Source organism: Amycolatopsis albispora, from assembly GCF_003312875.1.
GTDB classification, from domain to species: domain Bacteria; phylum Actinomycetota; class Actinomycetes; order Mycobacteriales; family Pseudonocardiaceae; genus Amycolatopsis; species Amycolatopsis albispora.
In genome coordinates this window covers 7,966,151-7,979,147 of record NZ_CP015163.1, presented here as the reverse complement: position 1 = coordinate 7,979,147, position 12,997 = coordinate 7,966,151, and the positions used below count along the sequence as shown (strand labels likewise).

At 71.1% G+C, this 12,997-nt stretch carries 16 protein-coding genes; 5 read left to right on the top strand and 11 right to left on the bottom strand.

Annotated features, from left to right (window positions below):
- Window positions 1–233: 233 nt before the first annotated feature.
- The 4 genes from A4R43_RS37855 to A4R43_RS37840 are packed head-to-tail and all read left to right on the top strand — an operon-like array spanning window position 234 to window position 3,012.
- Complete coding sequence (locus tag A4R43_RS37855) at window positions 234–719, top strand: DUF6423 family protein (RefSeq protein WP_113696487.1); 486 nt, start codon at window positions 234–236, stop codon at window positions 717–719.
- Window positions 720–722: 3 nt separating this feature from the next.
- Window positions 723–2,042, top strand: coding sequence for an FAD-dependent oxidoreductase (locus tag A4R43_RS37850; protein WP_113696486.1), 1,320 nt, complete (start codon window positions 723–725; stop codon window positions 2,040–2,042).
- A complete protein-coding gene (locus tag A4R43_RS37845) occupies window positions 2,035–2,457 on the top strand; it encodes a DUF6187 family protein (RefSeq protein ID WP_113696485.1) in 423 nt (140 codons plus the stop codon). Before A4R43_RS37850 ends, A4R43_RS37845 begins: the two co-directional genes overlap by 8 nt.
- 12 nt (window positions 2,458–2,469) lie before the next feature.
- A complete protein-coding gene (locus A4R43_RS37840) occupies window positions 2,470–3,012 on the top strand; it encodes a carboxymuconolactone decarboxylase family protein (RefSeq protein WP_113696484.1) in 543 nt (180 codons plus the stop codon).
- Between the two features lie 567 nt (window positions 3,013–3,579).
- Here the strand turns inward: A4R43_RS37840 and A4R43_RS37835 are convergent.
- Together A4R43_RS37835 and A4R43_RS37830 are read right to left on the bottom strand one after the other, a co-directional pair.
- Window positions 3,580–4,974, bottom strand: coding sequence for an alpha/beta hydrolase family protein (locus tag A4R43_RS37835; protein WP_113696483.1), 1,395 nt, complete (start codon window positions 4,972–4,974; stop codon window positions 3,580–3,582).
- Between the two features lie 60 nt (window positions 4,975–5,034).
- Window positions 5,035–5,538 carry an SRPBCC domain-containing protein gene (locus A4R43_RS37830; RefSeq protein ID WP_113696482.1) on the bottom strand — a complete coding sequence of 168 codons (504 nt, stop codon included), beginning with the start codon at window positions 5,536–5,538 and terminating at the stop codon, window positions 5,035–5,037.
- Between the two features lie 84 nt (window positions 5,539–5,622).
- Here A4R43_RS37830 and A4R43_RS37825 point away from each other — a divergent pair, with 84 nt between their 5' ends.
- The gene (locus A4R43_RS37825; RefSeq protein WP_113696481.1) at window positions 5,623–6,660 is read left to right on the top strand and encodes a DNA polymerase IV; all 1,038 of its coding nucleotides are present in this window, start codon (window positions 5,623–5,625) and stop codon (window positions 6,658–6,660) included.
- A gap of 113 nt (window positions 6,661–6,773) precedes the next feature.
- Here the strand turns inward: A4R43_RS37825 and A4R43_RS37820 are convergent, their stop codons facing one another.
- The 9 genes from A4R43_RS37820 to A4R43_RS37780 all read right to left on the bottom strand — a co-directional run bounded on the left by A4R43_RS37820 (window position 6,774) and on the right by A4R43_RS37780 (window position 12,995).
- The gene (locus tag A4R43_RS37820; RefSeq protein WP_113696480.1) at window positions 6,774–7,694 is read right to left on the bottom strand and encodes an LLM class flavin-dependent oxidoreductase; all 921 of its coding nucleotides are present in this window, start codon (window positions 7,692–7,694) and stop codon (window positions 6,774–6,776) included.
- A gap of 38 nt (window positions 7,695–7,732) precedes the next feature.
- Window positions 7,733–8,206, bottom strand: coding sequence for a MarR family winged helix-turn-helix transcriptional regulator (locus A4R43_RS37815; RefSeq protein WP_205215152.1), 474 nt, complete (start codon window positions 8,204–8,206; stop codon window positions 7,733–7,735).
- 21 nt (window positions 8,207–8,227) lie between these two features.
- A complete protein-coding gene (locus A4R43_RS37810; protein WP_113696479.1) occupies window positions 8,228–8,416 on the bottom strand; it encodes a hypothetical protein in 189 nt (62 codons plus the stop codon).
- 92 nt (window positions 8,417–8,508) lie between these two features.
- Window positions 8,509–8,712, bottom strand: a complete 204-nt coding sequence (locus tag A4R43_RS37805; RefSeq protein WP_113696478.1) for an acyl-CoA carboxylase epsilon subunit — start codon at window positions 8,710–8,712, stop codon at window positions 8,509–8,511.
- Window positions 8,709–10,241, bottom strand: a complete 1,533-nt coding sequence (locus A4R43_RS37800) for an acyl-CoA carboxylase subunit beta (protein ID WP_113698153.1) — start codon at window positions 10,239–10,241, stop codon at window positions 8,709–8,711. Before A4R43_RS37800 ends, A4R43_RS37805 begins: the two co-directional genes overlap by 4 nt.
- Before the next feature lie 212 nt (window positions 10,242–10,453).
- Entirely contained in the window at window positions 10,454–10,687 is a 234-nt protein-coding gene (locus A4R43_RS37795) for a DUF6222 family protein (RefSeq protein WP_113696477.1), read from the bottom strand.
- The gene (locus A4R43_RS37790) at window positions 10,684–11,772 is read right to left on the bottom strand and encodes an NAD-dependent epimerase/dehydratase family protein (protein WP_335645134.1); all 1,089 of its coding nucleotides are present in this window, start codon (window positions 11,770–11,772) and stop codon (window positions 10,684–10,686) included. Before A4R43_RS37790 ends, A4R43_RS37795 begins: the two co-directional genes overlap by 4 nt.
- A gap of 105 nt (window positions 11,773–11,877) precedes the next feature.
- The gene (locus A4R43_RS37785) at window positions 11,878–12,351 is read right to left on the bottom strand and encodes a flavin reductase family protein (RefSeq protein WP_113698151.1); all 474 of its coding nucleotides are present in this window, start codon (window positions 12,349–12,351) and stop codon (window positions 11,878–11,880) included.
- A gap of 143 nt (window positions 12,352–12,494) precedes the next feature.
- Window positions 12,495–12,995 carry an acyl-CoA thioesterase gene (locus A4R43_RS37780; protein WP_113696476.1) on the bottom strand — a complete coding sequence of 167 codons (501 nt, stop codon included), beginning with the start codon at window positions 12,993–12,995 and terminating at the stop codon, window positions 12,495–12,497.
- Window positions 12,996–12,997: the final 2 nt, after the last annotated feature.

The following is a 12,997-nucleotide window of genomic DNA, read 5'->3' as shown; positions in this document are numbered from 1 at the left end:
CGGCCCAGCCGCGGCCGTCGCCGGATGAGGATTTCACATTCCCGCATGACGGCTTATCGCACCCATAACCGACTCCTTGACAGTCCCCTGACCGTGTGAAACTCTTTGTTTCGGTTGACAAATGGGGCGTTCTTCGCCGGGAATTGCGAGGAGTAAATAAAATGGAGTCACCGGAAAACCCGGAATTTCCCGGCCTTGATGTTTCAGGCCGTGTGCGCGCTCGCGACATTCAAATGGCGGGCGTCGCCGACGTCGCCCGCCGGGTGCTGATGATCACCGGTGCGATCGACACCACCGACCACGACGTGTCGGTCACGGTCAACCTGCCGGCGCCGGGCCGCTGGCAGATCATCAAGTCGGAGACCAACCTGACCGACAAGACCTGGGTGGCCATGCAGGTCACCACCGACGAGGACTCCACCATCGTCAACGACGCCGACACCATGCTGATGTCGCGGCAGTTCTCGAAGACCTTCATGACCCCGGACCAGCGGCGCGTCACCTTCTACGACGGTGAGGTCCGCCCCGGCGAGGCGGTGCTGAAGGTGTACACGCTGGAGACCAGCGGTACCAACCCCGCCTACGCGTACTCGCGCTACAGCCCGATCGCCACCGACAGCGCCGAGAAGTCGGCCGAGACGCTCGACGGCCTGATCACCAACGGCATGCCGCAGCGCCAGGTGGTCGAACTGATCGTGCCCGTGACCATCGTCGGGTGATCGGTGTCGACCGTCTTCGTCCCGGAGCCCCACCTCCTGGACTCCCCTCGCGGCCGTGACTGGCCGCTGCCGACCGCTCTCGGCGGTGCGGCGAGGCTGGACGAGCCTCCCCGCACCGCCGACGCGGTGATCGTCGGCACCGGCCCGGCCGGCCTGGCGGTCGCCGCCGCGCTCTGGCACCACGGAGTGCGCGACGTCGTCCTGTTCGATCGCGGGACTCGCCCGTGCGGGCGGTTCTTCGACCGGGTGGACACCCTCGGTCAGCGCGTGCTGCGCTCCCCGTACGAACACCACCCCGGCGCGGAGGGCTACCGCGACTGCGAACTGCTGGACTTCGCGCGGTTGAACTGGGCGCGGCTGACGCCGGTGGAACGCCGCGAGGTCCGGATGTCGCAGGCTGGGCACCGGTCGGTGGTCCCGGTCGACGTGTTCGAGGCCTACTGCCGCCAGGTCGCCTCGACGCACCGGGTGACCGAGCGGACCTGGCAGGCCACCGTGCACGCGGTGCTGCCGGGGAAGAACTCGGTCACCGTGTGCGCGGGCGAGCACGAGGTGTCGGCGCGGTTCGTGGTGCTCTGCACGGGTGAAGAGCGCCGGAAGGCACCGGATGGCTGGTGGCCGGGGCCGGAGACTCCGGAGGGTGTTCGCTACTGGGACGAACGGGCGCCCGGCGGTGTTGATGAGCTGATCGTGGTCGGCGCGGGTTTGTCGGCCGCGCACCTGGTCGCGAACGGGCTCGCCGGGGGCGCCAAGGTGCACTGGGTGTTCCGGGAGACCGGCGAGCGGTACCAGTGCGCGGACGTGAACTCGTCGTTCTTCCGCCCGGAGGGGCGCACCCGGTTCGACAGCGTGAGCTGGGAGGACCGGCTCGGGCTGATGCGCGCGTTCCGGCGGGCGTCGGTGATGTTCGAGTTCCGGCCGGGGCTGGAGCGGGCCGAGGCCAACGGCAGGCTGGTCGTGCACCGCGGGCAGGCGGTCACCGGGGTCGGCACCGGCGAGGTCCGGCTGGCCGACGGCTCGGCGGTGCACGGTGACCACGTCGCGCTCGCGCTCGGCACGGTGCCGTGGATCGGTGACCAGCTGCTGCCTGAGGAGGTCGTCGGCGCACGCGACGGCTGGCCGGATCTGGACGAGCGGTCGCTGGCCTACTGCCGGGCGCCGCGGGTGTTCGCGGTCGGCGCGGCGGCGGGCATGGCGCTGGGCCCGGCGGCGCGCAACATCGATGGTCACCGCGTGGCCACCGCGCGCGTCGCGGCGGCGGTGGCGCACGGGGTGCAGCGCGGCGCGCCGCTGGCGGCTTCGAAGGCGGTCGCCGGTGTCTAGCACGCACGACACGCGGTTCACGCTGCCGGCGGTGGACGGTCCGGCGTCGACGGAGACCGGCGTCATCCTGATGGGGCTGGACGCCCGGCGACTGCTCGCCGGGCTCGGGCTCGCTTCGCTGTTCGACGATCCGGGCCAGGTCACCCTGGCGGTGGACCACGCCCGGCACGACGCCCCGCTGCAGTTCTCGCTCGACGCCCTGGTCGCCGCGGGCGCCACCCGCTGGCTCGCCGCCCGCGACGCCCTCGCCGCGGCCGGCGGTCCGCCAGCGGACTTCGCCTCACTGCGGCTGGCCTGGGAGCAGACCCTGCGCCTGCTGGCGGGCTGCGACCTCGGCGACGCGGGCCCGGCCACGGTGGCGTATCTCGCCGCGTGCTGGCTGCGCCGCGAGGAAATCGACCGTCACTCTGATTAGGGGTTCCTTCCGATGTCTTTCCTGAAGTCATTGGGCACGGATTCGGCGCTGCTCTCGGTGTTCCGGAAATTCCCGGAAACGGCGCGTCCGCTGCTCGATTACCATGAATTGGTGATGCGCGCGCCTTCGCCTTTTTCGGCGGGCGAGCGGGAACTGATCGCCGCTTATGTTTCGGGCATCAACGGCTGCGATTACTGTCATGGGGTGCACACGGTGACGGCCGAGCAGTTCGGCGTCCCGGAAGGCCTGCTGGTGGCGGCGCTGACCGATCTCGACGGTTCGCCGGTGGACTCGAAGATGAAGCCGGTGCTGCGGTACGTCGGCAAGCTGACGCGAACGCCGTCCCGAATGACGGAGGCGGACGCGGAGGCCGTGTACGCGGCGGGCTGGGAGGAAAAGGCCCTGCACGACGCGGTGCTGGTGTGCGCGCTGTTCAACTTCATGAACCGGATGGTCGAAGGCCTGGGGGTGGAGGCCTCGCCGGACTACTTCGGCGTCTCCGGCAAACGGCTGCACGATGGCGGCTACACCGGCCTGGCCAAGCTACTGACCTAGCCCACCCGCGCCCGCTTCGGACACGAATGTGGCTTTGGGGGCCGATCACGCCCCGAAAGCCACATTCGTGTCCCCCGCCCATGTCACGAAAGCCACATTCGGGACGCCAAACGTCTCGAAAGCCACATTCGTGACATCGGCGCCACCCCGGCGCGCCACCAGACGCGGCCGCTCTCCAGCATCCCGGCGCAGGCAGCCCGCCACCATCCAAGCCAGACGTCCCCCGCGAAACCGGAGGCTTGGCCCACCCTCATCCCAACCGAAGTGGGGCCCACCTCCATCCCTCCAAACCGGACGCCGGGCCCGCCACCATCCAACCCGGAAGCCGGGCCGCCACCATCCAAACCGGAAGCCGGGCCCGCCACCCTCCAAACCAGAAAGCTGGACCCGCCACTATCCAAACCGGAAGCCGGGCACCAACCCCCACCGACCACCCAGACTCCTCCTTCCCCGCCCCGGTCCACAGCCAAAAACACGGCGAAGGGCCCCTTGTCAAGGTACTCTCCCCAGCCTTGACAAGGGGCCCTTCGCCGTCGTCACAATGAAACACCGGGGTGGCCCCACCCCCTACCGAGAAGCCCTCTGCAACCCCGCCGGCCGATGCTCCACAAAGGACGGCCCCAGCACCGCGTCCGCGAAGTCCCCGAAGTTCGTCACCACCTGGTACTCCGGCCCGAACTCCGCCACCTCAGCATTCAGCGCCCCAGGCGAGGTATCCGGCCACCGCCCCGTTTCCACGCGCGTGAACATGGTCCGCAGGCTGACGATCTCCTCCGCCCCGCTGAACGCGCAGTGGTTCCCCCGATCGGAAAACAGCTGCCGCAGCCGGTCCTGGTCGCCGCGTGCCGCGACCTGTGCGGCGTACCAGTTCTCCTGGTCCGTCGAGGCACCACCGTCGGCGGTGTTGTGCAGGGTCAGCACCGGCGCGGGCGTGATCCCGCGCGGGATCGCGTACCGGTACATGTACCCCGTCGCCCACGCGTCCGGGAAGATGCGCGGTTCCGCGGCGAGCCGCGCCAGGTCGGCGCCGAGGTCCAATCCGGCGGCCCGGTAGGCCTCCTCGACCAGCCCCCGCTGGCTCGACCGCGCCAGCTGACGGCCGTAGTCCACGCCGACGTTCCACGCCGGGTTGCCGCCCGCGCGTCGTTCCAGATCGGCGCGGCCCGCCGGGCCCAGCGCCGACGCGGAACCCTCGGCCCACGCCGCCTGCTGCTTGATCCGCTCGACCAGCTCGACCGGTGGCGCGTGGTGCGCGTGCCGCCACGGCGGCAGGTTGGCGAAAGCGCCGGCCAGCGCCAGCCGCGCCCGGCCCTCGGGGGTGGCCAGCGCCCGCTCGATCGCCGTCAGCAGCGCCTGCGTGCTGGCCGCCGGATCGTCCGCGAGCACCAGGTCGATGTCCTCCCCGGGCGCGAGCAGCGTGCGGATGGCGAAGGTGACGTCCAGCGACATGTTGTACGGCGCCAGGTGGTCGAGGTCGGCGCAGGTCGCCACCACGCCCGAGATCCGGCGCGGGTTCCGCTCGGCGAGCAGCACCGCGATGCCGCCGCCCATCGACATTCCACTCGCGACGGTCCGCCGCGGCTTGCCGACGTTGCGCTCGAACCAGTCCAGCACGGCGATCTGGTCACGCAGCGCCGGTTCCACCGCGAAGCCGAAGCGGCCCTGGTAGTCCGACGCGGCCAGCGCGTACCCGTTGGCCAGCAGCCAGTGCTCGGTCTCCTTGCGGTTGGCCAGCCACACCTCGGGCGGGATCGGCAGCCCGTCGCTGAAGTAGGCGTGGCTGTACAGCACGAGCGTGCCGTTCCAGCGCTCCGGGGTTTCCACCCGGAAGGCCGCGCCGTCGATCACCCCGGTGTGGGTCTGCCGCCCGGTCGCGGTGGCGGGGGTGGCGGTGAGCAGTCCGGCGAGCAGGACGACCACCAGCACCACGGCCCTGCCCCACCTCCTCGAGCGCAGCTCCATGGTCTCCGTCCTCGCGGGCTCGTGGTGGCCGGGAAGCAGTGCCGCCCGGCCACCGTCACGTCAGCCAGCCAGCGGCGCCCCGGTCTCCACCAGCGACTTGAGGTCGCTGAGAACGAAGGCCCAGCCCCCGCCGGCGCCGGTGTGCTCCAGCCCGCCGTTGACCATCTCCGCCAGCTTCGGCGCGCCGCTGAGCTCGTGGGTCACGGTCAGCTTGCACACGCCGTCGAAACTGGGATCAATCTGCCACGTGAGACGGGTGAACCCTTCTTCCTTCATGCCCTCGTCCATGCACATCCGCCAGGTCTGCACCAGCTTGCGCGGCGGGTCGACCTCGATCACCTCGCCGTCCACGCAGAGATCACCGAGGTTCGGGTCGTAGGCCTTCATCTCCTCGGTGGCGTAGGCCTCGTACTTGCCACCGGCGCGCAGCTCGTACTTCGCGGGCGCGCCGTAGCCGTACTTGCCGTTCCACTCCGGCGACGTGATCGCCTCCCAGACGCGCTCCGGGGTGGCCTTGATGTAGACGCGGTGGATCTGCACGGTGTCGGTCGCGGTGCTGGTCATGACTCTTCCTCCAGGTCGGTTGCGGAGAGATTATGTGACTAAATGGTCACATGTCAACCCCGGTTCGCCGTGCACACTGGGCACATGCCGACAAGCTGGGTCCTGCACGTGGACCTCGACCAGTTCATCGCCGCGGTGGAGGTCGCGCGGCACCCCGAGCTGCGCGGGCGGCCGGTGGTGGTCGGCGGCAACGGCGACCCGGCCGAGCGCGCGGTGGTGGCCACCGCCTCCTACGAGGCGCGGGCCTTCGGCATCGACTCGGGCATGCCGCTGCGGCTGGCCGCGAAGCGCTGCCCGGACGCGGTGTTCCTGCCCACCGACGCCCCCGCCTACGAGGAGGTCTCCGAACGCGTTTTCGCCGCGGTGCGGGAGTTCCCGGTGGTGGTCGAGGTGATGGGCTGGGACGAGGGCTTCATCGGCGCGGAGACCGACGACCCGGAGGACCTGGCGAACCGGATCCGCGCGGCGATCGCCGAGAAGACCGGGATGGCCTCGTCGGTCGGCATCGGGGACAACAAGCTGCGCGCCAAGCTCGCCACCGGGTTCGCCAAGCCCGCCGGGGTGTTCCGGTTGACCGAGGCGAACTGGGCCGAGGTGATGCACGAGCGCCCGACCGAGGCGCTCTGGGGCATCGGCCGCAAGACGGCGAAGAAGCTGGCCGAGCTGGGACTGTCCACAGTGGCCGAACTGGCCGCGGCGGACCCGAAGGCGCTCGCCGCGCGCTTCGGGCCGACCATGGGGCCGTGGTACCGGATCCTGGCGCTCGGCGTCGGCGACACCGAGGTGACCGGCACGCCGTGGGTGGCGCGCTCACGCAGCCGCGAGACCACCTTCCAGCAGAACCTCACCGATCCGGGTGAAATGGCCGCGGAAATCCGGAAGCTCGCCGAACGTGTCACGCAGGACGTGCTCGCGGAGCAGCGGCCTGCCGTGCGGGTCGCGGTGAAGGTGCGCTTCGCTCCGTTCCTCACACAGACCCGCAGCTTGACGCTGCCCGCGCCGACCACCGATGGCGCCGAACTGGAACGGGCGGCGCTGGAGGTGTTCGGCCGCTTCGAGGTGGGGCGGCCGGTGCGACTGCTGGGCGTACGCGCCGAATTCACCCCACCGGAGGACAGCTAACCGGGACGGACCGCGCGCCGCCGATGTCACGAATGTGGCTTTCGAGACGCGAAACGTCTCGAAAGCCACATTCGTGACATCGGCGCCCGTTGCGCACCACCTTCAACGACTCGCTAGGCCGGTTGGCGAGCCGCGCTGACCGCCTCTCGGACGGCGGGGGCGATTTCCGCGGCCCACCGGCCCAGTGTGAGCGAGTCCTGTTCGCTGCCGCCCGGGCCGAACAGGGTGAAGCCCGAAGCGCCGTGGTCCAGCACCGCACCGGTCAATTCCTCGACCCACTGCTCGGGCGAGCCGCCGATCCAGCGGCCCTCGCGGTCGCGGGTCTCGGCCAGCGGCCGCTCGGTGATCCGCCCTGGCAAGTTGTAGATGGTGCGGATCTCACGCGGGTCCCGGCCGGCGGACACCGCGGCCTCGTCGATCACCGGACGTGACTCGCGGTAGCGGCGGCTGAGCCAGTCCGCGGCGTGCCCGGGAATCCAGCCGTCGGCCACGCGGCCGGTGGCGGCGAGCGACTTCCGGCCGACCGAGCCGGTCCACACCGGCGGGGCGGCGACCGGCGCGGGCTCGATACCGCTCACCCGATAGTGCTTACCCTCGTGGGTGACGGCCGGTCCGCCGCCGGACAGCTTCCTGATCAGCGTGATGCCCTCTTCGAAGGCGTCCACCGCGTCACCGGGCGAAAGCGGCTCCACCCCCATGTCCGCGATCCGCTGCCACAGCCCGCCCGCGCCCATGCCGAGCACGAGCCGCCCCTCCGACAGCGCGGCCAGCGACGTGACCGTGCGCGCGAGCATCGGCGCGGGTCGCGTCGGCAGGTTCGTGACGTTGACCAGACCCGCGATCCGTTCCGTCCGGCCGAGCGCGAAGCCGACCGTGGCGTAGGCGTCCAGCCGGGCGCCGAGGTACGGGTGGTCGCTCATCGAGAACAGGTCGAGGCCGTCGCGGTCGGCCTGCTCGATGGTGCGCAGCAGCGTCGCCCGGTCGGCGATGTCGTGCAGCGTTCCGAAGCCGAAGAGCACGTCCTGTGCGGTCATGTCGGGCACCCCCAGTTGAGTTCGTGCTACGAACTATATTAGTTCGTGTCACGAACTGCAACCGTGGTGGCCTCCAGGAAGACCTCCGGCACCTCGTTGTCCAGCACGACCCGGCCCAGCAGCTTCCCGAGCACCTCGCGCTCGGCGGTGTCGAGGCCGTCGGTCAGCCGCTCCACCCGGCGGCAGGTTTCGGCGTAGAACTCCGCGGCCAGCACCCGGCCGTGCTCGGTGAGCGCGACGCGGACCGCACGCGTGTCCGCCGGATCCGGCTCGCGCCGGACCAGTCCGTTGCGCACGCTGCGGTCCACCAGCCCGGTCAGGCTGGACTTGGCGAGCCCGAGCATGCCGCCCAGCTCGCTCATCCCCCGCGGTCCGGCCATCAGCACGCACAGCAACTGGCCCTGCTGCGGGGTGACCCCGTGCTCCCGGCCCGACTCGGCGTACACCGCGTTCACCAGGAACGCCGAGCGCACCAGCCCGGCCACCACCCCGATCGCACCGTCCTCGCCCATGGGGGCGAGCCTAACGAGGAATCAGTTGTACCCCAGCACGATGGGACCTTCGACGTATTCGCGGTGTGCCCGCGGCGGCGGCACGGCCATTGCCCCGGCAGCGTTGTCGGCGTGATCGGCGTTGTCGGCGGGCTCCACGCCGAAGGCCTCCTCGATGAGGTCCGGCGCCAGCGTGGTGGCGACCTGCTCCCCCGGGTTCGAGTACTCCATCAGCGGACCTCCGTTACGACTGCACCTACCGGGGCGAGTGTGCCCCAGCTCACTAAATTCTTACTGTCCCGCGACCGGAACGGAGGGAATCCCTAGGAATTCCACGCTCCCGGGGCATGCTGAACACCCAGCGTGCGCGCCTGGTCGGCCCAGCCTCCGCGGGGTGCGGGCACCACCGGCGCGGCCGTCGTGTCCGCCGCGGCCAGCAGTGCCGCGACCACCACGGTGACCGCGGCCAGCTCGAACTCGTCCGGCTCGCCGCGGAGCACCCGCACCAGCGGTTCCCCGGCCGTCACAACGGCACGTTCCCGTGCTTGCGGCGTGGCCGCTCGGTCCGCTTGTCCCGCAGCATGGCCAGCCCGCGCGCGATCGCGGCCCGGGTGTCCGCCGGGTCGATCACGTCGTCGACCAGCCCGCGCTCGGCGGCGTAGGCCGGGTCGAGGAACTCCTCGCTGTAGGCGGCCATCAGCTCCGCGCGCAGCGGTTCCGGGTCTTCCTCGGCCGCCAGCTCCTTGCGGAACAGCACGTTGACCGCGCCCTCCGCGCCGAGCACCGCGATCTCGTTGGTCGGCCAGGCCAGCGACAGGTCGCAGCCGATCGACCGCGAGTCCATCACGATGTACGCGCCGCCGTAGGCCTTGCGCAGCACCACCTGGATCCGCGGCACGGTCGCCTCGCAGTAGGCGTAGAGCAGCTTCGCCCCGTGCCGGATGACGCCGTTGTGCTCCTGCTCGGTGCCCGGCAGGAACCCCGGCACGTCGACCAGGGTGATCAACGGGATGTTGAACGCGTCGCAGAACCGGACGAACCGCGCGGCCTTCTGCGAGGCCTCCCGGTCCAGCACGCCCGCCAGCACCATCGGCTGGTTGCCGACCACGCCGACCACCTCGCCGTCGATCCGCCCGAACGCGCACACCACGTTGCGTGCCCACAGTTCGTGGATCTCGAAGAAGTCCTCGTCGTCGACGACCTCGGCGATCACCTCGCGGATGTCGTAGGGCTGGTTCGGCTCCACCGGCACGATCTCGGCCAGCCGCGGGCGCACCTCCTGCCCGGCCCCGCTGCCGACCGTGCGAGGCGCCGGTTCGAGGTTGTTGCGCGGCAGCATGGCCACCAGGTAGCGCACGTCGGCGAGGCAGCTCTCCTCGTCGTCGTGCACCACGGCGGCCGAGCCCGACAGCTCGCCGTGCACGTCGGCGCCACCCAGTTCGTCGTGGCTGACCCGCTCCCCGCTGACCACCTCGACCACGTCCGGCCCGGTCAGGTACATCCGCGCGGTGTCGCGGACCATGAAGGTGAAGTCGGCCAGCGCCGGCGAGTAGGCCGCGCCACCGGCACACGGCCCGAGGATCACGCTGATCTGCGGGATCACCCCGGACGCGGCCGCGTGCCTGCGGAAGATGCCGCCGTAGCCGTGCAGGGCTTCGACGCCTTCCTGGATCCGCGCGCCCCCGCTGTCGTTCAGCCCGATCAGCGGGGACCCGGTGGCCAGCGCCAGGTCCATCACCTTGTGGATCTTCGCCGCGTGCGCCTGCCCGAGCGAGCCGCCGAACAGGGTGAAGTCCTGGGAGTAGACAAACACCCGGCGGCCCTCGATGGTGCCGGAACCGGCCACCACACCGTCGGTGTACGGCCGGTTGTCCCCCAGCTTCGGCCCGCTCAGCTGGTGCCTGCGGTACAGCTCGACCTCGGTGAACGAGTCCTCGTCCAGCAGCAGGTCGATGCGCTCGCGGGCGGTCAGCTTCCCGAGCTTGTGCTGGCGCTCCGGGGTGCCTTCGACGATCTTCGCGCGCCGCTGCCCGAGTTGCTCGCGCAGGCCGTCCATGGTGCGCGAAGCCGAAAAGTCCCGGCCGCGCTCGCGGACGGACTGCTGCCGCCCGCCCGCCGCGGTGCGCGCCTTGCGGCCTTCTTCGGTGCGGTGGCGAGGAAAGGGCACAACGACGTCGTCACCACCCACGGCGCGCTCGCCCGCCGCGGGCCCGGCGGGAGCCACCGGGCCGCGGTCGAACGCATAGGCGTTGGCGTCCGTCCGTTCGCTCACGCCGCCCTCCTGGCCTCTCGCTCGGCGTGGTCGGCCTCCATCTGCGCGACCAGGTCGCTCCAGCGCAGCCCGCGGCCCAGCCGCGGCACCGAGGGGTACGGCGGGCCGCTGAGCCAGCGGGGGTCCGGCACGTCGTGCGTGTCGGCGGCGGGCGGCTCGGCGCGGCCGAACAGCGGGATCGGCTCGTTGTTCGGCTCGTCGGCCTGCTGGGGAACGGATTCGGCGCTCATCGGACAGCCCTTCCTGCTAACAACGGAATCGGCACCGGCGTGCCGAGCACACCGGCCTGCCGATCGGACAGCTGACCGGTGCGGTGCAGCCACCGCACCGTGTCGGTCAAGGTCGCGGCCAGCGGCCGCGGGCTCAGGCCGGCGGACGGCGCCGCCGGATCGACCCGCGCGTCGCACGCGCAGGCGTAGATCGCGCCGTACTCCGCCGGGATCCGCCACGGCCAGGCCCGCTGGGCGAGGTCGGCCAGCCTGCCGACCGGCACCAGCGCGGCGGGCGGCAGGAACAACGCGGGCAGCGCGCGGCCGGTGACCGCGCGCACCGCCGCCACGTAGTCGCGTGTGGACACTGCGTGCCCCGGGCCGAAAACCCGGTTGGGGCCGGGGGAATCCAGCGCGATCGCGTGCAGTTCCGCGGTGTCGCGGACGTCGCCCATCGGCAGTCCGCCCCGCGGCCAGAACGGCATCAGCCCGCGCAACACGTTGCGCAGCCTGGCGTTCTGGTCGCCGAGCTGAGTGGTTGCCGGTGGTGACCACTTAGGGTCGTGCGGGCCGAGCATGGCCGGTGGATAGCTGATCACCACCGGCACGCCGTCGGCCTGGTGCCGCCGCGCAACCACTTCCGCGGCGGCCTTGGTTGCCATGTACGTCTCCCGTGGCCGCCCGACCGGCGAGTCCGGGCCGAGGTCCACAGTGGACGGGAACAACGCGGCCACACTGGACACGTGCACGACGCGGCCGACCCCGGCCCGCCTCGACGCCCCCAGCACCACTTCGGTGCCGCGCTCGTTGACCGCGCGCATCACCGCGCGCTGCCTGCTGTCGAACGAGTACACCGCGGCCGCGTGCAGCACCGCGTCGGCACCGCGGACCGCGGCGGCCACCGCGGCTTCGTCGGTGACGTCACCGGCCACCACCTCGACCGCACCCGGGTCCACGCCCAGCGGCTCCAGCGCGGGACCGGCCGAAGCCGGGTCCCGCGCCAGCAGCCGGACGCGGTGCCCGCGGGCGACGATGGCCGCCACCGAGTGGGCACCGGCGAACCCGGTGCCCCCGGTGACGGTGATCAGCAACTTGGTGGTTGCCATCGGAAGTCCTTTGCGGGTATCGGCGGATCCAGGCGGGCCTTGGCGCGGTGCGGCCAGCGGGAAGCTGGGCCGCCGAGACCCCGAAGGCCTTCCGATGGTGACCACTTATGCCGTGGCGCGGACATCCGGACCGACCTGGTGGTAGTCGCCGCCGAAGAAGGTCAGCGCCTGCGGTCCGGTGCCCCGCTTCGAGCTGACCACGTTGCCGAGGAAGATCGAGTGGTCCCCGCCTTCGTAGACCTCGGCGAGGTTGCACTCGACCCACGCCAGCGAGCCCGACAGCAGGGGCGATCCGGTGTGCGGGCCGGGAAACCAGTCCACCGAGTCGAACTGGGCCAGCCCGCGCGGCCGCCGCCAGTCGGCGAAGTACCGCGCCAGCTCACGCTGTTCCGCACCGAGGATGGACACCGCGAACGCCTTCGCCGAAAGGATCGCGTCGTGCATGCGCGCCGCGCGGGACACGCAGCACAGCACCATCGGCGGATCCAGCGACACCGAGCTGAACGCGTTGGCGGTCATCCCGTGCCCCCGCTCGCCACCGGCGGTGATCACCGTGATCCCGGTGGCGAACTGGGACATGACCTCGCGCAGCGTGGTCGGCGTGGACAACCGCTTGCGGCGCTGCGAAGGCAGCACCGACAGCGATTTCAACGGCGCCACCGGAGCCGGCCGCGCGGCCTGCTCCACCGGCTCGACCGCTGCCTGCACGGTTTCCGACACGGTCAGACCCCCTTGCTCCTGGCCGCCGCCGTCTCTTTCACGGCGGCCGCGGCCTTCGGACCTTCGGCGTAGGGTGCGAGCGCCTCGCGCAACTGCTCGGGCACCCGCGACGGCACGGTGTTCGTGTTCGGGCCGCGCATGCAGGCGATCCGCTGGCGGCCGCGGGCGACGAGGTTCTCCTGCCCGCCGGTGATCTGGACGTAGTCGAAGCTGAACTGGATCTGGGTCTGGGTCAGTTCCTCCAGCCGCATCCGGATGGAGAGCTCGTCGAAGGCGGTGATCTCGGAGAAGAACTCGCACTCGACCTTCAGCGTGAACAGCTTCAGGTCGTCGCGGACGTCCTCCAGCACCGCGGGCGCCTTCTCCTTGAGGAACATCTCCCGGCAGCGGCCCTGCCAGCGCAGGTAGTTGACGTAGTAGACGTTCCCGACGAGGTTGGTCTCCTCGAACCCGACCGTGTGGCGGATCTCGTAGTAGCCCGGCGTGCTTGGCGTGCCTGACATGG